At 65.3% G+C, this 25,816-nt stretch carries 27 protein-coding genes and 1 tRNA gene; 13 read left to right on the top strand and 15 right to left on the bottom strand.

Going from position 1 to position 25,816, the window contains the following annotated elements; all coding sequences use genetic code 11:
- Positions 1–2 precede the first annotated feature (2 nt).
- From JQ580_RS12370 to JQ580_RS12360, 3 genes are all read right to left on the bottom strand, one after another.
- Entirely contained in the window at positions 3–677 is a 675-nt protein-coding gene (locus JQ580_RS12370; RefSeq protein ID WP_212280334.1) for an alpha/beta hydrolase family protein, read from the bottom strand.
- A 110-nt stretch (positions 678–787) separates the two neighbouring features.
- Positions 788–2,344, bottom strand: a complete 1,557-nt coding sequence (locus tag JQ580_RS12365) for an acyl-CoA synthetase (RefSeq protein WP_212280333.1) — start codon at positions 2,342–2,344, stop codon at positions 788–790.
- Positions 2,341–3,084 (bottom strand): TetR/AcrR family transcriptional regulator, encoded by a 744-nt coding sequence (locus tag JQ580_RS12360; protein ID WP_212280332.1) that lies wholly within the window; start codon positions 3,082–3,084, stop codon positions 2,341–2,343. Before JQ580_RS12360 ends, JQ580_RS12365 begins: the two co-directional genes overlap by 4 nt.
- 87 nt (positions 3,085–3,171) lie before the next feature.
- Here JQ580_RS12360 and JQ580_RS12355 point away from each other — a divergent pair, with 87 nt between their 5' ends.
- Genes JQ580_RS12355 through JQ580_RS12335 form a run of 5 tightly spaced genes read left to right on the top strand, consistent with a single transcriptional unit; the run spans position 3,172 to position 7,232 of the window.
- A complete protein-coding gene (locus JQ580_RS12355) occupies positions 3,172–4,353 on the top strand; it encodes a lipid-transfer protein (RefSeq protein ID WP_212280331.1) in 1,182 nt (393 codons plus the stop codon).
- 9 nt (positions 4,354–4,362) lie between these two features.
- Positions 4,363–4,818 (top strand): MaoC family dehydratase N-terminal domain-containing protein, encoded by a 456-nt coding sequence (locus JQ580_RS12350; protein ID WP_212280330.1) that lies wholly within the window; start codon positions 4,363–4,365, stop codon positions 4,816–4,818.
- Positions 4,815–5,225, top strand: a complete 411-nt coding sequence (locus tag JQ580_RS12345; protein ID WP_212280329.1) for a MaoC family dehydratase — start codon at positions 4,815–4,817, stop codon at positions 5,223–5,225. The genes JQ580_RS12350 and JQ580_RS12345 overlap by 4 nt, the downstream gene beginning before the upstream one ends.
- Positions 5,226–5,245: 20 nt before the next feature.
- Positions 5,246–6,073, top strand: coding sequence for an SDR family NAD(P)-dependent oxidoreductase (locus tag JQ580_RS12340; RefSeq protein WP_212280328.1), 828 nt, complete (start codon positions 5,246–5,248; stop codon positions 6,071–6,073).
- Between the two features lie 13 nt (positions 6,074–6,086).
- Positions 6,087–7,232, top strand: coding sequence for an acyl-CoA dehydrogenase family protein (locus JQ580_RS12335; RefSeq protein ID WP_212280327.1), 1,146 nt, complete (start codon positions 6,087–6,089; stop codon positions 7,230–7,232).
- Positions 7,233–7,248: 16 nt separating this feature from the next.
- Here the strand turns inward: JQ580_RS12335 and JQ580_RS12330 are convergent, their stop codons facing one another.
- Positions 7,249–8,229 (bottom strand): helix-turn-helix domain-containing protein, encoded by a 981-nt coding sequence (locus JQ580_RS12330; RefSeq protein WP_212280326.1) that lies wholly within the window; start codon positions 8,227–8,229, stop codon positions 7,249–7,251.
- A 160-nt stretch (positions 8,230–8,389) separates the two neighbouring features.
- On the opposite strand from JQ580_RS12330, the gene JQ580_RS12325 reads away from it, so the two are divergent.
- A complete protein-coding gene (locus JQ580_RS12325; RefSeq protein ID WP_212280325.1) occupies positions 8,390–9,115 on the top strand; it encodes an alpha/beta fold hydrolase in 726 nt (241 codons plus the stop codon).
- Positions 9,116–9,156: 41 nt separating this feature from the next.
- Here the strand turns inward: JQ580_RS12325 and JQ580_RS12320 are convergent, their stop codons facing one another.
- The 6 genes from JQ580_RS12320 to JQ580_RS12295 form a co-directional block, all read right to left on the bottom strand.
- Positions 9,157–10,296, bottom strand: coding sequence for an amidohydrolase/deacetylase family metallohydrolase (locus tag JQ580_RS12320; protein ID WP_212280324.1), 1,140 nt, complete (start codon positions 10,294–10,296; stop codon positions 9,157–9,159).
- A 123-nt stretch (positions 10,297–10,419) separates the two neighbouring features.
- Positions 10,420–10,496: transfer RNA gene (locus tag JQ580_RS12315), tRNA-Arg, on the bottom strand.
- A gap of 103 nt (positions 10,497–10,599) precedes the next feature.
- The gene (locus JQ580_RS12310) at positions 10,600–11,556 is read right to left on the bottom strand and encodes a tripartite tricarboxylate transporter substrate-binding protein (protein WP_212280323.1); all 957 of its coding nucleotides are present in this window, start codon (positions 11,554–11,556) and stop codon (positions 10,600–10,602) included.
- Positions 11,557–11,604: 48 nt separating this feature from the next.
- Positions 11,605–11,976: a dimethylsulfonioproprionate lyase family protein gene (locus JQ580_RS12305; RefSeq protein ID WP_212280322.1), complete on the bottom strand. Its 372-nt coding sequence runs from the start codon at positions 11,974–11,976 to the stop codon at positions 11,605–11,607.
- A 25-nt stretch (positions 11,977–12,001) separates the two neighbouring features.
- A complete protein-coding gene (locus tag JQ580_RS12300) occupies positions 12,002–12,640 on the bottom strand; it encodes an RraA family protein (RefSeq protein ID WP_038973561.1) in 639 nt (212 codons plus the stop codon).
- Between the two features lie 32 nt (positions 12,641–12,672).
- Positions 12,673–14,190: an AMP-binding protein gene (locus JQ580_RS12295; RefSeq protein ID WP_212280321.1), complete on the bottom strand. Its 1,518-nt coding sequence runs from the start codon at positions 14,188–14,190 to the stop codon at positions 12,673–12,675.
- A gap of 232 nt (positions 14,191–14,422) precedes the next feature.
- Here JQ580_RS12295 and JQ580_RS12290 point away from each other — a divergent pair, with 232 nt between their 5' ends.
- The gene (locus tag JQ580_RS12290; RefSeq protein ID WP_212280320.1) at positions 14,423–15,043 is read left to right on the top strand and encodes a hypothetical protein; all 621 of its coding nucleotides are present in this window, start codon (positions 14,423–14,425) and stop codon (positions 15,041–15,043) included.
- Positions 15,044–15,391: 348 nt separating this feature from the next.
- Here the strand turns inward: JQ580_RS12290 and JQ580_RS12285 are convergent, their stop codons facing one another.
- A complete protein-coding gene (locus JQ580_RS12285; RefSeq protein WP_212280319.1) occupies positions 15,392–16,393 on the bottom strand; it encodes a 2-dehydropantoate 2-reductase in 1,002 nt (333 codons plus the stop codon).
- A gap of 161 nt (positions 16,394–16,554) precedes the next feature.
- Between JQ580_RS12285 and JQ580_RS12280 the strand changes: the two genes are divergently transcribed.
- Together JQ580_RS12280 and JQ580_RS12275 are read left to right on the top strand one after the other, a co-directional pair.
- Positions 16,555–17,127, top strand: coding sequence for a YidB family protein (locus tag JQ580_RS12280; protein ID WP_212280318.1), 573 nt, complete (start codon positions 16,555–16,557; stop codon positions 17,125–17,127).
- A gap of 43 nt (positions 17,128–17,170) precedes the next feature.
- A complete protein-coding gene (locus JQ580_RS12275; protein ID WP_212280317.1) occupies positions 17,171–17,443 on the top strand; it encodes a GlsB/YeaQ/YmgE family stress response membrane protein in 273 nt (90 codons plus the stop codon).
- Positions 17,444–17,563: 120 nt separating this feature from the next.
- On the opposite strand, the gene JQ580_RS12270 is transcribed toward JQ580_RS12275, so the two are convergent.
- On the bottom strand, positions 17,564–18,349 hold the full coding sequence (locus JQ580_RS12270; RefSeq protein ID WP_212280316.1) for an SDR family NAD(P)-dependent oxidoreductase: 786 nt from the start codon (positions 18,347–18,349) through the stop codon (positions 17,564–17,566).
- Positions 18,350–18,597: 248 nt separating this feature from the next.
- On the opposite strand from JQ580_RS12270, the gene JQ580_RS12265 reads away from it, so the two are divergent.
- The 3 genes from JQ580_RS12265 to JQ580_RS12255 are packed head-to-tail and all read left to right on the top strand — an operon-like array spanning position 18,598 to position 21,668.
- Positions 18,598–19,662: an acyl-CoA dehydrogenase family protein gene (locus JQ580_RS12265; protein WP_212280315.1), complete on the top strand. Its 1,065-nt coding sequence runs from the start codon at positions 18,598–18,600 to the stop codon at positions 19,660–19,662.
- Between the two features lie 16 nt (positions 19,663–19,678).
- A complete protein-coding gene (locus JQ580_RS12260; RefSeq protein WP_212280314.1) occupies positions 19,679–20,839 on the top strand; it encodes an acyl-CoA dehydrogenase family protein in 1,161 nt (386 codons plus the stop codon).
- Positions 20,840–20,855: 16 nt separating this feature from the next.
- A complete protein-coding gene (locus JQ580_RS12255; protein WP_106949510.1) occupies positions 20,856–21,668 on the top strand; it encodes an enoyl-CoA hydratase/isomerase family protein in 813 nt (270 codons plus the stop codon).
- Positions 21,669–21,779: 111 nt separating this feature from the next.
- On the opposite strand, the gene JQ580_RS12250 is transcribed toward JQ580_RS12255, so the two are convergent.
- The 3 genes from JQ580_RS12250 to JQ580_RS12240 all read right to left on the bottom strand — a co-directional run bounded on the left by JQ580_RS12250 (position 21,780) and on the right by JQ580_RS12240 (position 24,694).
- Positions 21,780–22,526, bottom strand: a complete 747-nt coding sequence (locus JQ580_RS12250; protein WP_212280799.1) for a VOC family protein — start codon at positions 22,524–22,526, stop codon at positions 21,780–21,782.
- 2 nt (positions 22,527–22,528) lie between these two features.
- Positions 22,529–23,317: an enoyl-CoA hydratase gene (locus JQ580_RS12245; RefSeq protein ID WP_212280313.1), complete on the bottom strand. Its 789-nt coding sequence runs from the start codon at positions 23,315–23,317 to the stop codon at positions 22,529–22,531.
- A 168-nt stretch (positions 23,318–23,485) separates the two neighbouring features.
- Entirely contained in the window at positions 23,486–24,694 is a 1,209-nt protein-coding gene (locus JQ580_RS12240) for an ABC transporter substrate-binding protein (RefSeq protein ID WP_212280312.1), read from the bottom strand.
- A gap of 331 nt (positions 24,695–25,025) precedes the next feature.
- Here JQ580_RS12240 and JQ580_RS12235 point away from each other — a divergent pair, with 331 nt between their 5' ends.
- Positions 25,026–25,796, top strand: coding sequence for a thermonuclease family protein (locus JQ580_RS12235; RefSeq protein ID WP_212280311.1), 771 nt, complete (start codon positions 25,026–25,028; stop codon positions 25,794–25,796).
- Positions 25,797–25,816: the final 20 nt, after the last annotated feature.

Here is a 25,816-nt window from a genome sequence, read left to right as displayed (position 1 = left end):
GTTCAGGCGAGATCGTCGATCCACGCCGCAAGCGTATCGAGCACCTCGGTGAGCGCCTCTTCGTTGCTGCGGCCGGATTTTTTAAGCACCGCGAACGAGTGATCGCCGCCTTCGACCTCGTGGAGCGTCGCCTTTGGGCCGAGTGACGCGATGACCGGCTTGAGATGGCCGAGATCGGCAAGCTCGTCGCGCGTTCCCTGGAGGAACAGCATGGGGATCGCGATGCCGGCGAGATGCTCGGCCCGCTCGGATGACGGCTTCTTGGCGGCATGCAGGGGGAAACCGAGGAAGGCGAGCCCTTTCACGTCGGGCAGCGGCGCCTTCGACTGCGCCTGCGAGGTCATGCGTCCGCCGAACGACTTGCCGCCGGCAACCAGCGTCACCCCCGGACACAGTCTCGCCGCCTCCGCCGCCGCCGCGCGGATGGCGGCGTGCGCGACCGCGGGCTGGTCGGGACGCCCCTGCTTCCTTTCCATATAGGGGAAGTTGAAGCGGAACGTCGCAATGCCGCGATCGGCGAGACCGGCTGTGACCTTCTCCATGAATGAATGCCGCATGCCGGCGCCGGCACCGTGCGCCAGCACGTAGCAGGCGCGTGCATGGTCCGGCCGCGTCAGGAGCGCCGAGACCGTACCGACGCGTTCGATGTCGAGCTTGAGTTCGCGCGTCTCGACCAAGACTGAATGTTCCCGATGAATTCCCTCGATGGTACCTGCCCGAGCGCGATCTGAAAACAGGAGACCTCGCACCTGCTCGCGATGTGTGCGGCCCGCGCGAGCAGAGACCCTTAGCTCACCCGCCGGTCCCGGCCTTCCCAGAACGGCCTGCGGAGCTCGCGCTTCAGCACCTTGCCGGCGCCGGACAGCGGCAGCGGCGTCTCGGTGATATCGATGCTTCGCGGACATTTGTAGCCGGCGATCAACGTCTTCGTGAACTCGATCAGCTCGCCGGGCGAAACCTCCGCGCCGCCGCGCTTGACCACGACGGCATGGACCTGCTCTCCCCATTGCTCGTTGGGAACTCCGATCACCGCGCATTGCAGCACCGACGGATGCTGCGCCAGCGCGTTCTCCACCTCGACCGAGTACACATTCTCGCCGCCCGAGATGATCATGTCCTTGACGCGATCGACGACGTAGATGAACCCGTCCTGGTCCATGTAGCCGCCATCGCCGGTGTGCATCCAGCCATCGACGACGGCGCGCGCGGTCTCTTCCGGACGTTCCCAATAGCCCATCATCACCGTGTCGCCGCGCACCACGATCTCACCGACCGCGCCTGTCGGTACCGGCTGATCGTTCTCGTCGACGATCCGCACCTCGCAGCCGAGCGTGGCGCGGCCGGCGCCGCGATGACGCCCCTTGCTGCGCCCCTCCCCGATATGCTCGTCGGAGTGCAGCAGCGTCGCGATCGGCGACAGTTCGGTCATGCCATAGGCCTGCGTGAAGCGCACATGCGGCAGTGCCCGCGCGGCGCGGTCGAGCACCGCCTCGCTGATCGGCGACGCCCCATAGATGATGTGCTTGAGCGACGACAGGTCGTAGTTTGCGATCGCGGGGTGATCGACCAGCATCTGGATCATCGTGGGCACCAGCAGCACGTCGGTGACGCGCTCGTTCTGCATCGCGGCCATGACGCCTTCGGGCGTGAAGCCCTGAACGATCACGTTGGAGCCGCCGGAGAGCAGCAGGGAGTACATCGCCGCCCCGTTGGCGAGGTGAAACATCGGGGCAGCATGCAGATAGGTCGTGCTCGCCGGAAACAGCCCTTCGCCGAGGGCGTTAAGCGCATTGGCCATCAAATTCTGGTGGCTGAGCATCACGCCCTTGGAACGTCCGGTGGTGCCGCCCGTGTAGAAGATGCCGGCGAGATCGCCGCCATTGCGCATTGCGTCGGCAACGGGCGTGCTGCCCGCGACCAGGTCCTCGTAGTTCTCCATCCCCGCCGGCACCTCGCCGTCGTCGGCATAGATCAGCTTCAGCCCAGGAATTTCGCCGGCGAGCTGCGCGCCGATTTTCGCAAAGGCCTTGTCCACCAGCAAAACGGAGGCCCTGCAGTCGCGTAGCGCATCCTCGTTTTCCAGCGCGCTCCAGCGGATGTTGAGCGGCACGATCACGCCGCCGGCCCAGCCCGTCGCCAGATAGAGCTCGAGATAGCGGTCGGAGTTGAAGGACAGCACGGCGACGCGATCGCCGTCCTTGAGGCCGCGCGTGTGCAGGCCACCGGCCAGCCTGGCGACGCGTCCGCCGACGTCGCCCCAGTTGCGGCGCCGCTGGCCATAGACGGTGGCGAGCCCGTTCGGATTGATCTGCAGCGCGCGCCGCAGGCCGTGCGTGATGTTCATCGCGTTCCCTCTCCTGTACGCTTCTTCCCTGTTGTCTTGCGTCTAGGGTTGCGCCGTCGCGGCGCCCCCGGCGTCTTCTTTATCGTGTGTTGCGGGCCGACAGCCGCCAGGCCTTCGGTCAGCCGAGCCGTGAACTCGTCGGCGATTGCGGCCGGCGACAATCCGCCGTCCCGGCGATACCAGTGGCCGATCCAGTTGAGCGAGCCCGCGATCGCGAACGCCGCAAGCTTGGGATCGCAAGCCTTGATCGAACCGTCGGCCATGCCTGCGGCGATATAGTCCCGGAACGTGGCGTCGATCCGCTTCTTGGCCGCGCGCGCGACAGCTGCGTTCCGCTCGGTCAGGTCGCGCAGGTCGAAGCGCACCAGGCTCGCGCCGAAATCGGTCGCCATCAGCGCGGCATAGGCGTGGACCAGCTTGCGCAGCCTGGCGAGGCCCGAGCCGCTGCCGGCATTGATCTCGGTGATGACGCTGTCGACGAGCTCGGCGCCCATCGACCAGCATTCGAACAAGATCTCGTCCTTGCCCCGGAAGTAATTGTACAGAGCGGGCTTGGTGATGTTCAGCCGCTCGGCGACCTCGTTGAGCGTGACGCGATGATAGCCCTGCTCCAAAAACAGTTGCACGGCGGCGCGCAGCACCGCCTCGCGCTTCTCGTCCCGGGCGCGGCGCCGGCTCTCGAACGGCAGCCATGGGGACGATGGCGGGGATGACGGCGGAGTGGGCGGCGCTGAATCCATGCTCGACTGCGTTGACTCCGGAGGATATCGGCCGATATATTACCCGCAGGTAAGAAAAAGTCCAACGGGTAAATTATCGGAGGAACGATGTCTGACGTCATCGTCGCTGGGGTCGGCATGATCCCGTTCGCCAAGCCGGGCGCCAGCGCGCCCTATCACGCGATGGGGACCGAGGCGACCAGGCTCGCGCTCGCCGACGCCGGCCTCGGTTACGACCAGGTCGAGCAGGCCTATGTTGGATATGTCTACGGCGATTCCACCTGCGGGCAGCGCGCGCTCTACCATGTCGGGATGACCGGCATCCCCATCGTCAACGTCAACAACAATTGCTCGACCGGCTCGACCGCGCTGTTCATGGCGCGGCAGATGATCGCGAGCGGCGCGCTGGATTGCGTGCTGGCGGTGGGCTTCGAGCAGATGAAGCCCGGCGCGCTCGGCAGCGTCTACACCGATCGCCCGAGCGCATTCGAGGAATTCGACGCGGCTGCGGACGAGCTGATCGACGCTCCCGGCATTCCGCTGGCGCTGCGCTATTTCGGCGGCGCCGGACTGAGCCACATGAAGAAGTACGGCACACCATTGGACGCCTTCGCCAAGGTGCGCGCCAAGGCAAGCCGTCATGCCAGGAACAATCCGCTCGCGCTCTTCCGCAAGGAGGTCACCGCGGACGACGTCATGAACGACCAGGTGATCTGGCCCGGCGTGATGACGCGCCTGATGGCATGCCCGCCGACCTGCGGCGGCGCCGCGGCCGTGCTGGTGTCCGAACGGTTTGCGGACAAGCACGGCATCGGCAAGAAGGTACGGATCGCGGCTCAGTCCATGACCACCGATACGCCGTCGACCTTTAAGGCCGGCGACATGATGCAACTGGTCGGCTATGATATGGCAAAGGAGGCGGCCGGCCGCGTCTATGAAAGCGCCGGCGTTGGGCCGGGCGATCTCGACGTCGTCGAGCTGCACGACTGCTTCGCCCACAACGAGCTGATCACCTACGAGGCGCTCGGCCTCTGCGGCGAGGGCGAAGCCGGCAAGTTCATCAATGACGGCGACAACACCTATGGCGGCCGGATCGTGACCAATCCGTCCGGCGGATTGCTCTCGAAGGGGCATCCGCTCGGCGCCACCGGGCTTGCACAGTGCTACGAGCTGACGCGGCAGTTGCGCGGCACGGCAGGTGCCACGCAGGTCGAGGGCGCGAAGGTCGCACTTCAGCACAATCTCGGCCTCGGCGGCGCCTGCGTCGTCACCCTTTACAAGCGGCACTGATATCACGCCATGGTCGATCAGTCCGCCGTAGGGCGCTGCTTCACGCCCGTCACCGCGCGCGTGGAGCCGGGCCGTCTTCGCTACTTCCTCAATACGCTGGGTGAACAGAACCCGGTTTATCGCGACGCAGACGCCGCGCGCCCATCCGGCTTAGCCGGCACGCCGGTGCCGCCGACCTATCTGTTCTGCCTGGAGATGATGGACGTCGACGATCCCTTTGAAATGTTCACCGCGCTGGACATCGATATCGCCCGTGTGCTGCACGGCGAGCAGAGCTTCATCTATCACGCGCCGGTTCTGGTCGGCGACACCCTGACGTTTCGGCCGAGCGTGACCAGCGTGACGGAGAAGAAAGGTGGCGCGATGACGCTGATCGGCATCCGGTGCGAGGTGACCAACCAGGACGGCCTGCATGTCGCCGATACCGCGCGCACCATCGTCGTCCGCAACGAGGTTGCGTCATGATGGCAGCCGCAGACATCAAGGCCGGCGACCGCATCGTGCACAAGGTCTTTCCGCCGATCACCCGCCACACGCTCGCGCTCTATTGCGGCGCATCTGGCGACCACAATCCGATCCACGTCGATATCGACTTCGCCAAGGCGGCAGGATTTCCTGATGTGTTCGCCCACGGCATGCTGGTGATGGCCTATCTCGGGCAGGCGCTCACGGATGCAGTGCCGCCATCGAAGCTCCGCGCCTTTGCGACGCGCTTCGTCGCCATCACCCAGCTCGGCGCCAGGCTGACCTGCGAAGGCACTGTGACCGAGCTGTTCGCCGAAGGTGGCGAGCGGCGCGCAAGGCTCGCGCTTACCACCAGGGACGATCGCGGCGAGATCAAGCTCGACGGCAGCGCCGTCATCGCGCTGTAACAGCAGGAGAACACATCCAAATGGCAAGACTGCAGGGAAAGGTCGCGCTCGTCACCGGCTCGGGCCGCGGCATCGGGCGGTCGATCGCACTCAAGCTTGCGCGCGAAGGCGCGAGGGTCGTCGTCAATGACCTCGATGCCGCGCCCGGCGACGCCGTGGCCGCGGAGATCAAGGCGCTCGGCCGCGACGCCGTCGCCGTCAACGGCAGCGTCGCGGAAACAGGCTTCGCCGACCGCTTCGTCGGCGCCGCGCTGGACAAGTTCGGCGGGCTCGACATCATCGTCAACAATGCCGGCTATACTTGGGACTCCACCATCCAGAAGATGACGGACGAGCAGTTCCAGGCCATGCTCGACGTCCATCTCGTCGCGCCGTTCCGGCTGCTGCGCGCGGCGGCCGAGCCGATTCGCGTCTTTGCCAGGAAGGAGGCCGAGGAGGGCCGCGAGGTGTTCCGCAAGGTCGTGAACATCTCCTCTATCGCCGGCCTCTACGGCAATGCCGGACAGGCGAGCTATTCCTCGGCCAAGGCCTCGCTGATCGGGCTGACCCGAACCATGTGCAAGGAGTGGGGCCGCTACAAGGTCAACGTCAATTGCGTCGCGTTCGGCCTGATCAACACCCGCCTGACCCAGCCGATCGAGGCGCAGCAAAAGACCATCGACGTCGCAGGCCGCGACATCAAGGTCGGCGTCCAGCCGCAGATGCTGGAGGCGATGTCGCGTATGATACCGCTTGGCCGCGGCGGCACGCCGGAAGAGGCGGCCGACGCGGTCTATCTGTTCTGCAGCCCGGAATCCAATTATATCAGCGGCCAGGTGGTCGTCGCCGGTGGCGGCCTGATTGTCTGAAAGCGAGGCGCCGATGCATTACCGATCATCGTGGATGACCGAAGAACTGGACACGTTCCGCGACCAGTTCCGGAGATACCTCGCCAAGGATTTGGCGCCGCACGCCGAAAAATGGCGCGAGCAAAAGATGGTCGACCGCTTCGCCTGGCGCGGCCTCGGCGAAATGGGCGCGCTGCTGGCCAGCGTACCGGAGGAATATGGCGGCCTGGGTGCGAGCTTCGCCTATGACGCCGCGGTCCTGGACGACCTCGAAAGCACGGTGCCCGAGCTGACCACCGGCGTCTCCGTGCACAGCGCCATCGTCGCCCACTACATCCTCAATTACGGCTCGGAGGAGCAGAAGAAGCGCTGGCTGCCGAAGATGGCCTCGGGCGAGATGGTCGGCGCCATCGCCATGACCGAGCCCGGCACCGGCTCGGATCTGCAGGCCGTCAAGACCACGGCAAAGAAGCAGGGCAATGCCTACGTCATCAACGGCCAGAAGACCTTTATCACCAACGGCCAGGCTGCCGATCTTGTCATCGTGGTCGCCCGCACCGGTGACGTCGGTGCCAAGGGCATTTCGCTGATCGTGGTCGAGACCGCAGGCGCGGACGGCTACAAGCGCGGGCGCAACCTTGACAAGATCGGCCTGCACGCCTCCGACACATCCGAGCTGTTCTTCGACAACGTCGTGGTTCCGCCGGAAAACCTGCTCGGCAAGGAGGAAGGCCAGGGCTTCGTCCAGCTGATGCAGCAATTGCCACAGGAGCGCCTTGCGCTCGCGGTCGGCGCCGTCGCCTCGATGGAGCGCGCCGTCAAGCTCACCACCGACTACACCAAGGAGCGGAAAGCCTTCGGCAAGCCGCTGATGGACTTCCAGAACACCGCCTTCACGCTCGCCGAGCGCAAGACCGAAGCGATGATCGCGCGCGTCTTCGTCGACTGGTGCATCGAGCGCCTGGTCGCCGGCGACCTCGACACCGTCACCGCGTCGATGGCGAAATACTGGTGCTCGGACAAGCAGGTCCAGACCGCCGACGAATGCCTCCAGCTGTTCGGCGGCTACGGCTACATGCAGGAATACCCGATCTCACGCATCTTCATCGATTCCCGAATTCAGAAGATCTACGGCGGCACCAACGAGATCATGAAGCTGCTGATCGCCAGATCCTTGTAGATCAGGTCGCTGTAGATCAGCGCGCACGCCAGTCGCGCGGCCGGCAGCCGAAGCGCTGCTTGAAGCGTCGGGTGAAGTGGGAAAGGTCCGAGAAGCCCCAATCGAACGCAATGGCGCCGATCGCACGGTTTGCCATCTCGGGATCCCCGAGATCCCGGACCGCTCCGTCGAGCCTGTTGTCGATGACATAATCGGTGAAGCTGAAGCCCGATCGCGCCAGCAGCTTGTGCACGTACCGCTCGCTGATGCCGACGGCCTCGGCGACATCGGCGACCGCAAGGCCGGGCTCGCGGAGCCGCCGGTGAATGGCGCGCTTCAGCGCCAGCGTCGTCGCGTCGGCAAGACTTTCGGACGCCGCAGCGCCTGCCTTGCTCTGCCGTGACAGGCTCACGGCGACCAGCTCGATCAGCGCACGAAACAACCGCACGCCTTCCTGCTCGGTCATGCGCAGCGCGCCGTCGCTGAGCGTGCGCGCCGTCTCCACGATGAGATGGCCGACAAAGGGGTCGTCGGAGACTCGGGACGCGGCAACGTCGAACGACGCCGGCAAGCGTTCGCGCAAAACCTCCGCCGGCACCCAGAACGAGGCAACCCGCAATTGCGGACCACGGTCGTGCAAAAGAGCGAACTGCCGGTCGCTGTCGAAAATTCCGACCTGTCCTGGCGACAGGCTGATTTCGCGACCGTCCTGCTGAACGCGGCAGCGGCCGGCCACCTTCAGGTTTAGGTAGAAACAGCTGCGGTCGGACGCCGCGATGTCGGCCGCGGAACGACGCACCACGTGCTCGGGAAAGCTGACGCGATTGATCGCGGCATCGCCGAGCCTGACATTCTCGACACTGGCGCGGAAGCCTGCGGCCGCCATCGGCTCCGGGGTCAACTTCATGAAGGCCTGGCAAACCGCCTCGCGGTAGTAGGCGAATTGCTCGCCTGGCCTGATATCCTCGGTGTCCCAGGCCGATTGGCGTGACGAAACGGCGCGCTCGATCTCCTGCATCGGTTCACTCCGAGACCAATCCGGTTCACTTCCAGCCAAGCAGCAAATAACCAGCCGGTTCACACTTCGCACAAGAAGAATTGTCCGCTGCGTGCCTCGCGCGAGCCGCAAGGGGGCCTACGTCTGTCGATCTAACCACACCCTCAGGAGGGGCCACAACATGTCGACCTACGTTCTCGTCCACGGGGCATGGCACACCGGTGCCGAGTTCGAGCCTGTCGCGGCACCCATCCGGGCCGCTGGGCACCAGGTCTACACGCCAACGATCAAGGGCAACCGCCCGGGCGATGCCAAGACGACGGGATTGAAAGAAGCGATTCAGTCGATCGCCGACGATCTTGCCGAAAATGATCTGAAGGACGTCGTCCTGCTCGGCCATTCCTATGGCGGCATGATTATTACGGGCGTTGCCGACCTTGCGCCGGAGCGTATCCGTCGCCTGGTCTATTGGAATGCCTTCGTGCCCAACAATGGCGAATGCCTCAACGACATGGTGCCGCCGCACTATGTCGGACTGTTCGACGCCATCGCCGCCGAACGCGGCGACGGCTCAGTGGTGCTGCCGTTCCCGGTCTGGCGTGAAGCCTTCATCAACGATGCAGACCTGGAGACGGCGCAGCGCGCCTATGACGTCCTCAATCCGCATCCGCTGGCAACCTTCACCGACAAAATCACGCTCAAGGCCAATCCGGCGGAGATGCCGCTGGCCAAGTCCTACATCAACTGCACCGAAGACACCGCCCTGCCGCACAGCTATGGCTGGCACCCGCGGCTGTCGGAGAAGCTCGGCCTGTTCAGGCTGGTGCAGGTGCCCGGAAGCCACGAACTGTGCTTCTCCGATCCGGCACGCCTTGCCGGGGCGATCATGGAGGCAGGGCGCGACTGACAGGTGCGTCCGCGACCGCGATCATGGCTTGCAAGCAGCGCTTAATTCGGATGCCACCAGCGGCCGCCGATGACGACGCCTTCGGACACGACCTTGCGGTCTCCGATCAAATGCTCGCCGACGACGTCCTCGTAATCGAACTGGCCTTGCCTGACCGTAACGAGCGTGGCGTCGCCGACGCTGCCCGGCTTGAGGCTGCCGAGTTCGGGGCGGCGCAGCGCCATCGCGGCGTTCACCGTCGAGGCCGCGATCACGTCGGACAGCTCCATGCCCATGCACAGGAACTTCGACATGGTCGTGACCTGGTCGTAGGCCGGGCCGTCGATGCAGAGCTGGTGGATGTCGGACGAGATCGTGTCCGGATAGAAGCCGTTGGCGAGCATCGCGCGCGCGGTCTTGAAGGCGAACGAGCCCTTGCCGTGGCCGATGTCGAACAGCACGCCGCGCTCGCGCGCGTCGAGCACCGCCTTCTTCACCGTACCTTGCGCGGTCGCCGGCGTGTTGGGGAAGGGGCGGAACGCATGGGTGAGCACGTCGCCGGGACGCAGACGGGCCAGCACCTCTTCGTAGCTCGGCGGCGGATGGTCGATATGCGCCATCAGGGGCATGCCGACCTCGCCCGCGACCTCGAGCGCGATATCGAGCGGCACCGCCCCCGACGTTCCCGAAGAATGCAGGCCCACGCGCACCTTGATGCCGACGATGAGATCGCGATTGGCGTCCGCGACCTTCGCGGCCTCGATCGGATTCATCAGCCGCAACTCCTCGCTTTCGCCGACCATGATCCGGTGCGAGAAGCCGAAGATGCCGGCATGCGAGACGTGCAGATAGGCAAGAATGCGAACCTGGCTCGGCTCGATCACATGCTTGCGGAAGCCCGCGAAATTGCCGGGACCGGCGCTGCCGGTGTCGACCGCGGTGGTGACGCCGGAGAGCCGGCAGAATTCCTCGGCGTCGATGCCGAGCGAAGTGCCGCCCCAATAGACATGGGTGTGGAGATCGATCAGCCCCGGCGTGACGATGTAGCGCGAGACATCGCGCACGTCGGTGCCCGGATCGGCCTTGAGGCCGGCGCCGATGGCGGCGACCTTGCCGCCGGCGAACGCGACATCGGTTACGGCATCGAGCTTCTGCGAGGGGTCGATGACGCGGCCCCCGCGCAGGATCAGGTCGAAAGGCATCAACGTCTCCGGGTGTGTGGCGGTGAGGCGGCTGGCAAAACCGCCTGAAGAAGGAAGCGCCTGCTTCTAGCAATTTCTGCGCCGGAGAGCTTGCCGCACGGTGAGGACGGCTGAATGTAAGGCTGGCGATCCCGGCATGACTCGAACATGCGACCTACGGTTTAGGAAACCGCCGCTCTATCCGGCTGAGCTACGGGACCGCGGAACCCGCCGGGTAGGCGGGTTGCCTGGGGATGTTCATATCAAAGCGAGGGCGGAATCGGAAGCCCTCCGCCTTGCCTAATGCTCGAGTCTGGCTGCCCGTCACGCCCTGATATTGTTGTCTTTCACCACCTTGCCCCAGGTGGCAACCTGCTTGTCGAAGAAGGTCTTGAAGGCTGCGCCGTCCTGGAGCAGCAGCGTCATGTGCTGCGTCTCTTTCAGCTGGGCGGCGGTCGCGGGCTCGCTCAGGATCTCCTTGGACGCTGCCGCGAAGGCTGCGACGACATCGGGCGGCGTGCCTGCGGGCGCGAAGATGCCCCACCAGGCCAGCGTCTCGAAATCCGGAAAGCCCGCCTCGATCGCGGTCTGCGTATCCGGCAGGGCCGGTAGCCGCTCGCGGCCGAGCTGCAGGATCGGATGCAGCATGTTGGTGCCGAGCTGGGCGGCGACCAGCGCCGCCGATCCCGCGATGAGGTCGACGTGGCCGCCGAGCACGTCGTTCATGGCCGGCCCGCCGCCGCGATAGGGCACATGCATGATTTCGACGCCGGCCTTGTTCCCGAGCACGGTCATGGCGAGATGGCCGAGCGTGCCGATGCCGACGGAGGCGTATTTCACCGCGCCCGGCGTCGCCTTGCAGGCCGCGACCACGTCGGCAAAAGTCTTGTAGGGGCGGCCGGCGCCGGCGGCGATCACATAGGGTGCGGTGCCGATCAACAGCACCGGCATCAACTCGCGCTCGACGTCGACCGGCGGCTTGTCGAGGATCGACGGAATCACCGCGTGGGAATCGAAGGTGACCAGGAAGGAGGTGCCGTCGGCCGGGCTCTTGGCGACCTGCGCCGCGCCGAGCGCGCCGGCCGCGCCCGACTTGTTCTCGACCACGACGATGCGATTGAGCTTGGTTTGCAGGCTGGCCTGCAACAGCCGCGCCATCGCGTCGGTCGAGCCGCCCGGCGGAAACGGCACCACCAGCGTGATCTTGCCGGCCTGCGCGCGCGCCGGCGTCAACGCGAGAATGGCCGGTGCGGCCAGCAGCGCCCGTCGAGTGATCGTCATGGTCCCCTCCCTTTAGATTTTCAGCGCCCGGCTTTTGCTCTTTGGCGCTCAGGTCGTTCCGAAGCCCGATCCCGCTTTCCTGTATTCTGGACGAGGCGGACTGAAGATGTCCAGCACCCGGGCACCGTCGGGTCCGGCACGCATGGTGTGCGGCACATTGCCCGGGGTGCGCCAGAAATCGCCCTTCTTCACCGCAATCTCCTCGTCGCCCTGGACGCGGATGGCGGAGCCGTCGAGCAGCACGCCCCATTGTTCCTCGGGATGGTGGTGCAGCGTGCCCTGCGCATGCGGCGCCAGCGTCACCACCGACAGCATCGCCTGCTCGCCGGAGAAGATGCGCGTGGTCACCCCCGCCGCGAGCTCGCGGAACAGCCCGTCGCTGGGATCATCGATATTGTGGAATTCGTCCCTCTGGCTCACGCCGTGCTCCTTCTTGTTCTCGTGATCAGGATTTGCCGTAGGAGCCCTGATAGCGGCCCTCGCGGATCGCCTTCATGGTCTCCTCCTCGCGCGCGACCTGGGCGCGGACTGCTTCCAGCAGCGCCGCCGCGCCTGCAGCGGGAAACGACACCACGCCATCCTCGTCGCCGACGACGATGTCGCCGGGCGAGATCACGCTGCCGCCGATCGTGACGGGCACGTTGATCTCGCCCGGACCGTTCTTGTAGGGGCCGCGGTGGATCACGGCGCGCGCGTAGCAGGGAAAATCGTCGGCCGCGAACGCCGCGACATCGCGGATCGCACCGTCGATGACGTAGCCTTCGGCTTTGCGCCATTGCGCGATGTTCTTCATGATCTCGCCGACCAGTGCGCGGGTTTCGTCACCACCGCCGTCGACCACGATGACGTCGCCGGGCCCGACCAGTTCGAGCGCCCGGTGGATGGCGAGATTGTCGCCGGGGCGGGTGCGCACGGTGAAGGCCGTGCCCACCAGCTTGGCCCCGCGATGATACGGCTTCAGCCCGACCGCGCCGGGGAGCCGGGCGAGATTGTCTGAAATGACCGAGGTCGGCGCCCCGCGAAAGCCCTCGATGATTTCGGCCGGCGGCTTCGGCACGCTGTTCGCTGCGATGGTGATCGTCATGTCAATCTTTCCCCATGTGTATCACTCGCCCCTTACTCGGCGTGCGCCCGGGCCTTCGCCGGCATGATCCGGAAGGCACGCCCTTCCTTCATCCACGTTGCGCGCTCGTCGCGCAACAGGGTGCGGCGGACTTTTCCGGAATCATCGCGCGGCGGGGCGTCGACGAACTCGAAGCTTTCAGGGTGCTTGTAGCGGCTGAGCCTGTCCTTCAGGAATTCCGCCATGCCGTCGGCGATCGCCTGGCCATCGCTGTCCGCCTCCGGCTCGATGATGGCGTGCACGCGCTGGCCGAGCTCCGGATCGGGCAATCCCACCACGACGCAGGAGCGCACGCCGGGCGCCTCGGAGACCGCAGCCTCGACCTCGGCCGGATAGATGTTGGCGCCGCCGCGCAGCACCATGTCGGCGAGGCGGTCGCCGAGATAGAGATAGCCCTCCGCATCCAGCCGGCCGATATCGCCGAGCGATTCCCAGCCGTCGCTGCGCCGCTTCGGCTCGGCGCCGAGATAGTGATAGGTGGCGTCCTTGCCGTCATTGTTGAAGAAATAGATCTCGCCAGTCTCGCCGAGCGCGACGTCGCTGCCATCCTCGCCGATGATGCGCAGCTTCGCCATGTCGCCGATCTTGCCGACCGAGCCCTTGTGCGTCAGCCATTCCGTGCCGGAGATGATGCAGGCGCCCTGCCGCTCGGTGCCGCCATAGAGCTCCCAGATCCGCTCCGGGCCGAGCCAGGCGATCCAGTTCTCCTTCAGCCAGGGCGGCATGGGCGCGGCCATGTGAAACACGGTCTGCAGGCTCGACAGATCGTAGGCGTTACGCACCTGCTCCGGCAGCGCCCAGATCCGGTGCATCATGGTCGGCACGAAATTGATCCATTGCACGCGCTCGCGTTCGATCTGCCGCAACGTCTCCTCGGCGTCGAACTTGGTCAGACCGGTGAGCTTGCCGCCGGTGAACAGAGCGTAGTGCGACACGATGAACGGCGCGTTGTGGTAGAGCGGACCGGGGTTGAGCAGCGAAACCCCGAAGGGAATATTCAGCGGCGGCGCGGCGACTGTGTCGGTCACGGCCGGCTGATGATCGAGGATGACTTTCGGCCGGCCGGTCGAGCCGCCGGAGGTCATGGCTTTCCAGTAGCGCGCCACCGGCGGATTGAGCGCCTCATCCGAGAATCCTTCCGGCACAAAATCCGCCGGCAAGTGGTTCGGCGCATTCCAATCAGCCTCGCCGCCGACCACCAGCGCGGGCTTGAGAATGTCGAGCACGGCAGCGGCCTCGCCGCGCGGCAGCCGCCATGACAGCGAGGTCGGCGTCGCACCACACTTCCACACCGCAAACGATGTCTCGAAGAACGTATTGCCGTTGGGCAGTCCGATCGCAACGAAATCACCGGGCTTGACGCCCTTGGCCGCGAACGCCCGCGCGCGCCGGTTGGCACCGCGCTCGAGTTGGTCCCATGTCAGCGTGTCCTGCCCATGACGGATTGCGATCGTGCCTTGCGGTTTGCGTTCAGCGTACCAGCGCGGCACGTCGGACAGGGGCAGCAGCATCAGGCGTTTCCATTTCGTCTTTTTGGCGTCGCCTCGGGAGTAAGGCACTCGCAGGGCGAAGTGTAGCATCCAGCCAGAGCGACGCTGTGACTCATGCGCAACGTCAAGCACAAAATGTCAGCATCCCAGCCACGAAATTCCCGGGTTCCATGGGTGACAAGCCGGCGATAAAGAGGCAAAAATCCGGCTCGACTCAGTTTGGGTTGAGTTTGACAAGGAATGCTCTCGTAGAATGTCGTCTCTGATTGCATTGCGTCGTGCGGCGCTGTTTCCCGTTGCCGCAGCAGGGTTCTTTCTGCTGACGCATACGCATGCCCAGGCGCAATGGTGGAAACGCGCGCCGGTCGACTTCGAGGAATGCGCCGACGCTGCCGAGAAGGCCGCGACCAAGGCCGAGAAGACCTCCGCGCTCGCCGATTGCAACGCCAAGTTCGCGGGCCGCCGCAAGCCGGGCGGCGGCTACTCCTATTACGACTTCCTGCAGGATCGCACCTTCGACATCGCCGGTCCCAATCCGACGCCGGAGGAACAGAAGAAAATCGACTCAGCCTATACCGCCTATCTTGCCAAAGAGCGCCGCAACAACGAAGCAGCCGAGGCTGCCGCCCGTCAGCAGCGCGAGCAGCAGGAACTGCAGGCGCGGCAAATCCAGCAGGTCGCATTGCGAACCGACGTCGAGCGCGTGCCGATGCCGGTCGAACGGCCTAAGGTGCAGCAGACCGTCGGACAGCGAAAGGGCGCGCCCTGCGCCAAGGGCTCTTTCTCCTGCGAATGGCCGCGGCTGTCGGAAGGCTTGAACGATCTGAAGAAGCTGTTCAATCCGACCCCTAGCAAGCCGGCGAAGAAGGGCTGAGTCTCTTGCACTGATCTGCAGGGTGGGCAAAGGCGCAAAGCGCGGTGCCCACCAGTCATGCATGATTGAGGGAGTTGGTGGCACGCCCACCCTCCGAGAGCGTCCACCTCACTTCGTGTGCTTCTTCTTGCGCTGCTGCGGTTTGACCACCGGTGTTGTCGCTGGCTCGGTGACCGTCGGCGAATTTCCTAACTGAGACCGGCTCTCCTGCAACCGCCTGTCGTATCCCGGAGAGCTCTGGGCCGTCGGCGGCCTTGCATGGGCCAACGTCGATGCGCCGCAGAACGTGACCAGCGCTATTCTCATCATCCAAGAACGCCTCATCGCACTTCTCCTCGCGCGCAAGCGCTAGCCGCGGATCTGCCGCGGCGTCAGACGCGGCGGACCGTTGCCGGCCGCCTCGGCTTCCCTGATCAGCGCAACAATGCGGCGCATCAGCGGCACGTCGACATGGTTTTGCTCGGCGAGCGCGATGACGGCGCCTTGTAGATAGTCGATCTCGGTCTTGCGGCCCTGTTTCAAATCCTGCCACATCGACGAGCGTGCCTCGGGATCGATCCTCATGGTCCGTCCCAGGATCGCGTTGAAGATCACGTCGGGCAGCCGCAGCAGCGCCGGCGTCCAGTTCATCGGGATCGGCGTCGCCGAGACCGGCGCGATGCCGGCGGCCTTCAGCACAGCCAGCCCCTCGGCCATCTGATCGGCGAACAGCCTGCGCCAGTCGCGGCTTGCCAGTTGCGCGGCGAGCGGCAAGTCGGACAATGCGCTGAGCGCGTTGTTGAGATTGATGATCAGCTTGCCCCATTGCACGCCGGTGATGTCCCTGCTCGCGCGCACCGCGAGACCGGCCACCGAGAGCGCCGCGGCCGTATTCCCCGCATCCTCTCCGACTTGGATGTCGCCGGAGGTCGAGCGGTGGAAACGGCCCTCGCCCATCGCGATCACGTTGAACGGCACCATGCCGGCGAGCACGCGGCGGTTACCGAGGCGGTCCCGCAACACCCCGACATTGCCGATGCCGTTCTGGAGCGAGACGATGACGGCATCCTCGGGCGCGTGCTGCGCGATCTGGTCCGCGACATCGGCGGTGTCGGCGCTCTTCACCGTGACCAGCACGATGCGGGCGTTGTGCAGGATCGCGGGATCCTCCGACAGCGCGAACTGGCCGGCATCCAGCTTCTTCTCCGAACCGTCGAAGCCGGTGAGCCGCAGGCCGAACCGCTCGATCTCGGCCTTCACCCGCGGCCGCACCAGCAGCGCGACACGGCGGCTCGAGGCGGCCAGTTGGCCTCCGACGAAACACCCGATGGCGCCCGCGCCGGCCACCACGATCGGTCGATCCGTCATCACCTCGCCTTGCTCCCTGAACGATCCGCCTTCGATAGCAGAGGCAAGGGCAGCAACCAATCGCGTCGCATCGACTTGTAACGGTCATGAGCGCCCCATATGTTTTCGTTCCGGGGGCAGTCAGCGGCGAGCGGTCGCCGCACGAGACGCCAAAGGAGAGCACCATGGGTCTACTCGACGTCCTCAACGGCATGCAGAACGGCCCGCGCGGCCCCGCTACGCCGAGCTCCGAGAAATCCTCCGGTGGCATGTCGCCGATGACCATGGCGATCATTGCCCTGCTTGGGTGGAAAGCCTTCAAGCATATGACGGCAAATCAGTCCGGTACGGCGCCGCAGCCGTCGCCGACGCCTGCCCCTCCGCCGGTGAACGCGGACAGCGGCGGTCTTGGCGGTCTCGGAGGCCTGCTCAAAGGCGGGCTTGGCGGCCTGCTCGCGGGCGGCGCGGCCGGATCCGTGCTGAGCGGCGGCTTGGGGGACCTCCTCAACCAGCTCCAGCAGGGCGGCCACGGCGAGGCCGCGAATTCCTGGGTCGGCAAGGGCGAGAACAAGCCGATCGCGCCCGGCGACCTTGCGAGCGCACTTGGCGCCGACCAGATCGAAAGTCTGTCCGCCCAGAGCGGCCTGCCGCGCGATGAATTGCTCAACGGCCTCAGCCAATATCTGCCGCAGGTGGTCGACCATCTGACGCCGGAAGGACGGCTGCCGACCGAGCACGAGCTCTCGGGCAAGCTTTAATCAGACCTTCGATCGACGCGCTTTCGGGAAGGGGAGCACACTCATGAGCATGGGCGGCCTGTTGTGGATCATCGTCGTCGGCTTTATCGCCGGCCTCATCGCGCGCTGGCTGGCGCCGGGACCGAACAACCCGAGCGGCTTCATCCTCACCACCATCCTCGGCATCGCCGGCGCGTTTCTGGCCACCTTCATCGGCCAGGCGATCGGCCATTACGGCCCCGACCAAGGCGCCGGCTTCATCATGGCCACGCTCGGCGCGGTGGTGGTGCTGTTCATCTGGCACCGGCTGGTGGCGAGCGGCGTGATCAGGGGATAGCGCTTAAAATCAGCGAGGGGGCACACCGCCTCATCAACGTCATGCCCGGGCTTGACCCGGGCATCCACGTCTATCGACCTGCGCGTTAGTCCGTGGATGCCCGGGACAAGCCGGACGACATCACGTAATTAAATGCATGCCCGCATCCATGCGCACGACCTCGCCGGTCATGTTGCTGGAGGCCGGCATTGCCAGGAAGCAGACCAACTGCGCGATGTCCTCGGCGGTCGAGGCCACCTTGAGCGGCACCTTCGCCACCACGCTGTCGCGCACCTGCTTGGCGCCCGCCTCGCCGCGGCCCTTGGTGAACCAGGGCGTGTCGATATAGCCGGGGCAGACCGTATTGACGCGGATCAGCGGGGCCAGCGCGCGCGACAGCGACAGCGTCATGGTGTTGAGCGCGCCCTTGCTTGCGGCATAGGCGATTGACGAGCCGACGCCGCTGATGCCGGCGACCGAAGACACGTTGACCACGGCGGACGGACGCCCCGAAGCTTTCGCACCGGCCTCAAGCAGGCTCCGCGCGGCGCGCACCATCTGGAATGGTCCGATGGTGTTGACGCCATATAGGCGCTGGAAATCTTCCGCCGACAATCCGTCGAGATCGGCGTGAGCAACATGCTTGGTGGTACCGGCATTGTTGACGAGGATGTCGAGCCGGCCCCAGCCGCTGGCGGCCGCGACGATCCTGCGGCAATCCTCATCCTTGGAAACGTCGCCCTGCGCGACCAGAACTTCCGCAGCGCCCGCCTTGCGGCAGAGTTCGGCGGTGGCCTCGGCCTCCTTCTGGCTCGACGAATAGTTGATGACGAGCCGCGCCCCGCTCCGCGCGAGAATCTCCGCGGTTGCCGCACCCAGCCCGGATGCAGACCCCGTCACGATTGCGCACAGACTGTCTTTTGCCATCCGGATTTCCTCTTCCCCGTTATTGAATTGCCGGTGCCTTGTTTAGCGAGTTTGCCGCGCCCTGCAAATCGAGCAAACTCCGCTAAGCGGAATTAGCCTCCTCAATCCGTGCCCATGCCTTCGCTGCAGGTTGACCTGCGATCAACGCTTGTCAGGGCCATGGCTTTTTTAGATCATCGGGCGCAAGAAGACCTGCGCGGTTCGCTCAACGAGGCGGGACGCGCCAACGGCAAAACACGGGGAACGCTGTGGCGGAGAGTGACAATATCGTCGTCGAGACTGCGGAGAAGATCTTCGCCGATCTCGCCGATCCTCAAACCATCAACAACGACAAGAAGAACTCCTGGCAGGCGCCGCTGTGGCAGGCGCTGAGCGAAGCCGGCCTGCCGCTCTCCTGGGTGCCCGACGATCTCGGCGGCTCCGGCGCGAGCCTTGCCGACGGCTTTGCGCTGCTGAACGCCGCCGGCCGTTTCGCGATCGCGGTTCCGCTGGCCGAGACCATGCTGGCCGGCTGGCTGCTGGCCCAGGCGAAGATCGCATCGCCCGAGGGCGAGATGACGGTGCTGCCGGCGTCGCCGAAGGACCGCATCACTCTTGATGCCGACGGTTCGCTCTCCGGCCGCGCCCGCGGCGTGCCCTATGCCAAGGCGGCGAAGCACTTTGCGGTGCTGGCGCACGGCAAGGATGGCGCCGTGATCGCACTGGTCGATGCCGGCAAGGGCCGTATCGAATCCGGCCTCAATGTCGGCTACGACCACAGCGACACCGTGACGCTCGACAAGGTTCAGCCGGTCACGCTCAAACCGGCGCCTGATGGCTTTGACCAGACCACGCTCATGCTGGTGGGCGGCGTTGCGCGTAGCCTGCAGATCGCCGGCGCGCTGGAATCGATGCTCGACATCTCCGTGCGTTATTCCAACGAGCGCGTCGCCTTCGAGAAGAAGATCTCCAAGTTTCAGGCGGTGCAGCACAATCTGGCGCGCCTCGCCGGCGAATCCGCCGCGGCCCTTGCGGCTGCAACCTCGGCCGCCGACGCCATCGCGAACGCGACGGGTTTCAACGACGAGGTCTATCTCGAAGCGGCCTCGGCAAAGATTCGCTGCGCGGAAGCGGCGGAAAAAGGCGGCGCCATCGCCCATCAGGTGCACGGCGCGATCGGCTTCACCCTCGAGCACATCCTGCACCGCTATTCGCTGCGGGCGCTGGCCTGGCGCGACGATTTCGGCTCGGAAAGCCATTGGGCCGTCGAACTCGGCAAGCTGGTCGCCACCAGAGGCGCCGACGAATTGTGGCCACTCGTGGCGTCGCGCTGATCAGGGAGAGAAACACATGACCGCAGCCCTCCGTTTCGACCCGATCCGCCTGCCCGAGAAGTGCGAGCAATTGCGCAAGGAAGTGCGCGCGTTCCTCGCCGAAGAGATCGCCGCCGGCACTTTCGACCCGCACAAGCCCAACCGTGAAGACACCGATGCGCCGGAGTTCTCGCGGCGCGTCGGTGCCAAGGGCTGGCTGGGCATGACCTGGCCGAAGAAATATGGCGGCCAGGAGCGTTCCTTCCTCGAGCGCTACGTGGTGACCGAGGAGATGCGCGTCGCCAACGCGCCGACGCGGCGCTTTTTCGTCGCCGACCGCCAGAGCGGGCCGGTGCTGATCAAATACGCGCCTGAACATATCAAGATGGACATCCTGCCGCGCATTTGCCGCGGCGAGATCTGCTTCGCCATCGGCATGAGCGAGCCGAACTCCGGCTCCGACCTGTTCGCGGCGAAGACGCGCGCGACCAAGACCGACGGCGGCTATCTCATCAACGGCACCAAGATCTGGACCTCGTCGGCGCATATCGCCGACTACATGATCGCGATCTTCCGGACGTCCCAGCCGACAAAGGAAAACCGCCGCCACGGCCTGACGCAGTTCCTGGTCAAGATGAAGCAGCCGGGTATCCAGGTGAACCCGATCGGCCAGATCACCGGCCAGTACGAGTTCAACGAAGTCGTCTTCACCGACTTCTTCGTGCCCGACGATCACGTGCTCGGCGAAGTCGATGGCGCCTGGAAGCAGGCAACCAGCGAACTCGCCTATGAGCGCTCCGGCCCCGAGCGCTTCCTCGAGACCTATTACGTGCTGACCGAGCTGGTCCGCGCGGTCGGCTCCAATCCGGATACGCGCAGCGCCGAAGGCATCGGCCGTCTCGTGGCGCAGCTTCACACCATGCGGCGCATGTCGGTCTCGGTGGCCGGCATGCTGCAGGCCGGCAAGGAGCCGGTGGTGGAGGCGTCGATCGTCAAGGATATCGGCACGGTCTGGGAGCAGCAGCTGCCGCATCGCGTGCGGGATCTCGCCGCCTTCGTCGAGGAGACCGCGACCAACCGCGAGACGCTGGAGCGGCAGCTCGACTTCGCCATCAAGACCGCGCCGAAACTCACCATCCAGGGCGGCACCACCGAGGTGCTCCGCGGCATCATTGCCCGCGGTTTGGGCCTGCGCTAATTCAATCGAGGACATCATGAGCACCTATACAGATATCGGCGTCGAGAAGGTCGGCCACGTCGGCACCATCGAGATCCGCCGCCCGCCGCTGAACTTCTTCGACATTTCGCTGATCAACCAGATCGCAGATGCGCTCGACGAGTTCGACCGCGACATCGAGATCCGGGCCTCGGTGCTGTCGGCACAGGGCAAGGCGTTCTGCGCTGGCGCAAACTTTGGCGACCCGGCGCGGCAGGCGCAGGAAGCGCGTGAAGCCGAGAAGAAGGGTGACCCTGCCGACAATCTCGGCCCGATCAACCATCTCTACATCCAGGCCGTTCGCATCTTCCGCGCCAAGAAGCCGATCGTCGCCGCCGTGCAAGGCGCCGCCATCGGCGGTGGGCTCGGCCTTGCGGTATCGGCCGATTTCCGGGTCACCTGCCCCGAAGCGCGCTTCTCCGCCAACTTCACCAAGCTCGGCTTCCATCCCGGCTTCGGCCTGACCACGACGCTGCCCGAGCTGATCGGCAAGAACAACGCCGAGCTGATGTTCTACACCAGCCGCCGCGTCACCGGCGAAGAGGCGTACAAATGGGGCCTCGCCAACGAGCTGGTCCCGCAGGACCAGGTCAAGGCCGCCGCGATGAAGCTCGCCGGCGAGATCGCCGAATGCTCGCCGCTCGGCCTGCTTTCGACCCGCGCCACAATGCGCGCAGGACTGGCCGACCGCGTCATGGCTGCGACCAATCACGAGCTCGGCGAGCAGACCCGGCTGCGCGCGACGGAAGATTTCAAGGAAGGCGTCAAGGCCACGGAAGAACGCCGCACGGCGAACTTCAAAGGGCGGTAAGGCCATAATGCCGTAGGGTGGGCAAAGGCGCGCGAGCGCCGTGCCCACCATCGTGCCTCCAATGAAAGAGCGTGGGCACGCTACGCTTTGCCCACCCTACACTTCGCTCACTCAGCTCAGGCGGAACGTTACGCCGCCCAGTGCAAACGCGTTGCCTTCCACCGCAACCCCTCGCGCCTTCGCCGCATCCAGCACGCGCGCGACGTCGGCCACACGAAACTCCAGCGCGCTCATGATCTCACTGGCGCCCTTGACGAAGCGGAAGGTCGCATTGGGCAATTTCAGCTCGGCACCTTCAGGCGCAATGCCAATGATCTTGCCCCAGTGCTCCGCAAGACCTTGCGGATCCGGGCTCTGCATCTCCACGGCCGTCAGCGCCTGCGTCACGTCCTTGCGGATGAATGTCTGCCAATCCGGCCCGGCCGGCGGATAGGGACCCAGAATATCGTCGCTGCCTTCAGTGTGGTTGAACTCGATGAAGGCGGCGCGGCAGTCTCGGGGGTGGAGCTGCACGCCGTGATAGGGCGCGTGGTCGATCACGTTGGCGGTGCGCACGCCAAGCGCGTTGGCGTTGCGGCCGCGCTCGTCCGGATCGTCGCAGCAGAAGATCGCCATGTAGCCGCCACGGCCGCCGGTCTTTTCGATGAACCGGCCGGCCGTGGTGCCGTCCTGGAACGGTGCGACCACCTCCAGCAGGATCGTGTCGACCGGCAGCAGCGCATTCTCCAGACCGTATTTCGCGACGTTGCCGTCGCGATAGCAGACGGCAAGGCCCATGATCTCCGCGATGTCGGAGACGACGGGCGCGAGTTGCGGCGCGACCAGGCAGATCTGCCGCAACCGCAGATAGGGCGCCATGGTCATGCGCCCTTGAAGCTCGGCTTGCGCTTCTCCACGAAGGCCTTGGCGGCCTCCTTGTGGTCCTCGGTGTCGCTGCAGCGGGTGTGGTGGATCGCCTCGCCGTCGAAGCAATCCTCCAGCGGCAGATGCTCGGCGTTGTTGATGTTGCGCTTGATGAAGCCGAGCGCGATCGACGGGCCCTGCGCCAGCGACAGCGCAAGCTCGTGCGCAGCCGCGTCGATCTCCGCGTCGGGCACGACCTTGGTCACCATCCCGATCGCGTGCGCCTCCTTCGCCGTGAGCACCGGCGACATCAGATAGAGCTCACGCGCCCGCGCGCTGCCGAGCAGCTGCGTCAGGAAGTAGGTGCCGCCGTAATCGCCGGAAAATCCGACCTTGGCGAAAGCGGTGGTGATCTTGCAGGACTCGGAGGCGATGCGTAGATCACACGACAGCGCCATGGAAAGACCGGCGCCGGCCGCGGCGCCGTCGAGCTGCGCCACGACGGGTTTCGGCATCTGGTGCAGGATGCGAGAGACCTCCATGCCGCGCCGGAGGTTCGCCATTTTCACCTCGAACGGGAGCGGCGCACGGCCCGCCGCCATCGACTTGACATCGCCGCCGACGCAGAACGAGCCGCCGGCGCCCTTGAACAGCACCGCGCGCACCTCCGGATCGTCCGCCGCCCGGCGCGCCGCCTCGACCAGCCCGGCCACCATCTCCGGGTTGAGCGCGTTCTTCCGATCCGGGCGATTCATGGTGATGGTGAGCAGTCCGCCTTCGAGCTTTTGCAGAACCATATCGTTCATCGGGCGTCTCCCTGTTGTTCTTCCGTCATTCCGGGGCCCGCGAAGCGCGAGCCCGGAATCCATTCTCCAACCGTCACGGCCGCCCGATGGATCCCGGGTTCTCGCTACGCGGGCCCCGGGATGACGACCTGTCGTGAGGCACGATCGCCGGCACGACGGCTCACGTTCTTATTTCTTCACCAGCGGACAGCGCGACTGCTCCATCGGCTGGAACGCCTCGCTGCCGGGCACGGTGGCGAGCAGCTTGTAATCGTCCCAGCGCCCCTTCGACTCCGATGGCTTCTTGACCTCGAACAGGTACATGTCGTGGATCATACGACCGTCCTCGCGGATCTTGCCGTTCTTGGCGAAAAAGTCGTTGATGGGCGTCTCCTTCATGATCTTCATGACGGCCGCCGCGTCGGTCGTACCCGCAGCCTTCACCGCCTTCAGATAATGGGTGATCGAGGAGTAGACGCCGGCCTGGGCCGAGGTCGGCACGCGCTTGGTGCGCTCCATGAAGCGTTTTGAGAAGGCACGCGTGTCGTCGTTCAGATCCCAGTAGAACGCTTCAGCCAGCAGCAGGCCCTGCGCGGTTTCCAGCCCGATCGAATCAATATCTGAAACGAAGGCCAGCAGCGGCGAGACCTTCTGGCCGCCCTTGGTGATGCCGAACTCGGCCGCCTGCTTGATGGCGTTGACGGTGTCGCCGCCGGCATTGGCGAGACCGATCACCTTGGCCTTGGAGGCCTGCGCCTGCAGCAGGAAGGACGAGAAGTCCGACGTGTTGAGCGGATGACGTACGCTGCCGAGCACCTTGCCGCCGGTCTTGGTGACGACGGCGCTGGTGTCCTTTTCCAGATCCTGGCCGAAGGCATAGTCGGCGGTGAGGAAGAACCAGCTGTCGAGGCCCGTCTTCACGGCCGCGAGGCCGGTCACGTTGGCTTGGCCGTAGGTGTCGAACACGTAATGGATGGTATAGGGACCGCAGGCCTCGTTGGTGAGACGGATCGAGCCCGGTCCGTTGAACATGATGATCTTGTTGCGCGCCTTGGCGATCTCGCCGGCCGCAAGCGCAGTCGCGGAGGCCGCGACGTCGTAGATCATCTCGACGCCCTGGTTGTCGAGCATGTCGCGGGCGATGTTGGCGGAGAGATCGGCCTTGTTCTGATGGTCGGCGGCCAGCACCTGGATCTTGCGCCCCAGCACCTCGCCGCCGAAATCCTCCACCGCCATCTTGGCCGCGGTCTCGCTGCCGGGACCGGTGATGTCGGCATAGAGGCTCGACATGTCGAGGATGCCGCCGATCTTGAGCGGTGGCTTGTCCTGGGCCTGCGCGGCAGCGCTCGCACTCAAGGCAAACGCAGCGGCAAAAATGCCCGACAGAATATTCTTCATCGAAAAAGACCTCCCGTTATCGCGCCGTACTCTGATGGCGGCTTGGTTATTGCTGTTGCCGCAATCATGCCGCATGCGCAAGAGCGCAGCAAGCGCGAGCTGCAATACGCGCAGGAATGCCGCGCATGTTTTCCGCAAAGCGGAATGGTGGAATGTCGCAAAATGTTTGCGCGTCATGGCGAGCGCAGCGAGGCAATCCAGTCTTGCCGCGGAGACAGTCCGGATGGCTTCGTCGCAAGGGCTCCTTGCAGTGACGGAGTTTGACGAACCCACTTCGCCGCCCATGACGCTTGAGTTATGATCAGCAACTAACGCAACCTCTCCGGGTCACGTGGCACGACGACTTCACCTCATCGTCGCAATCCTTCTCCTCGCGAGCCGCACCGCGCTCGCGACGCCGTGCCAGTTCGAATCGCAAGGCGAGGGCCGCGTCACCGCGATCGTCGATGCGCGCAGTGTCCGCCTCGATGACGGCCGCGAAATCCGCCTCACCGGCATCGAGCCCACGGCGACGACGAAACAGGCGCTGGCCTCGCTGCTCGCGAGCCGCGACGTCACTCTCCGGGGCACCGACGATACGCCCGACCGCTACGGCCGGCAGGGCGCGTTGGTCTTCATCGCCGGGAGCGACACCCCGGTGCAGGCCATGCTGCTCGCCCAGGGCGATGCCATGGTCTCCGCCGAGATCAGCGACAAGGACTGCGCGGCTGTCCTGATGGCGTCGGAGGCCGCGGCACGGCGCCAAAAAATTGGCAGCTGGGCTGCCCCGACGGCCATAAAAAACGCGGAAAGTCCGGACGATATTTTGGCGGGGATCGGGCGTTTTGTGGTGGTCGAGGGTAAAGTCCTGTCGGTCCGGCAAGCTGGGGCAACGACCTACCTCAACTTCGGACGGAACTGGACACGTGGCTTCGCCGTGACTATTTCAAAGCGCACGTTACCCGCGTTCGAGAGCGCCGGGATTGCCCTTAAGTCCTTGGAAAGTAAACGTGTTCGAGTTCGGGGCTGGGTCGAGGGAAGTGCGGGGCCGCGGATCGATGTGCGGTTCGTAGGGCAGGTCGAGTTGCTGGGCGCAAACGAGCCGACAGGGGTAGGGCCCTAAAGAGGGCCAGGCACGGGTTA

Source organism: Bradyrhizobium sp. SZCCT0148, assembly GCF_018129985.1.
GTDB classification, from domain to species: domain Bacteria; phylum Pseudomonadota; class Alphaproteobacteria; order Rhizobiales; family Xanthobacteraceae; genus Bradyrhizobium; species Bradyrhizobium japonicum_H.
This window is presented reverse-complemented; position numbering and strand designations above follow the sequence as displayed.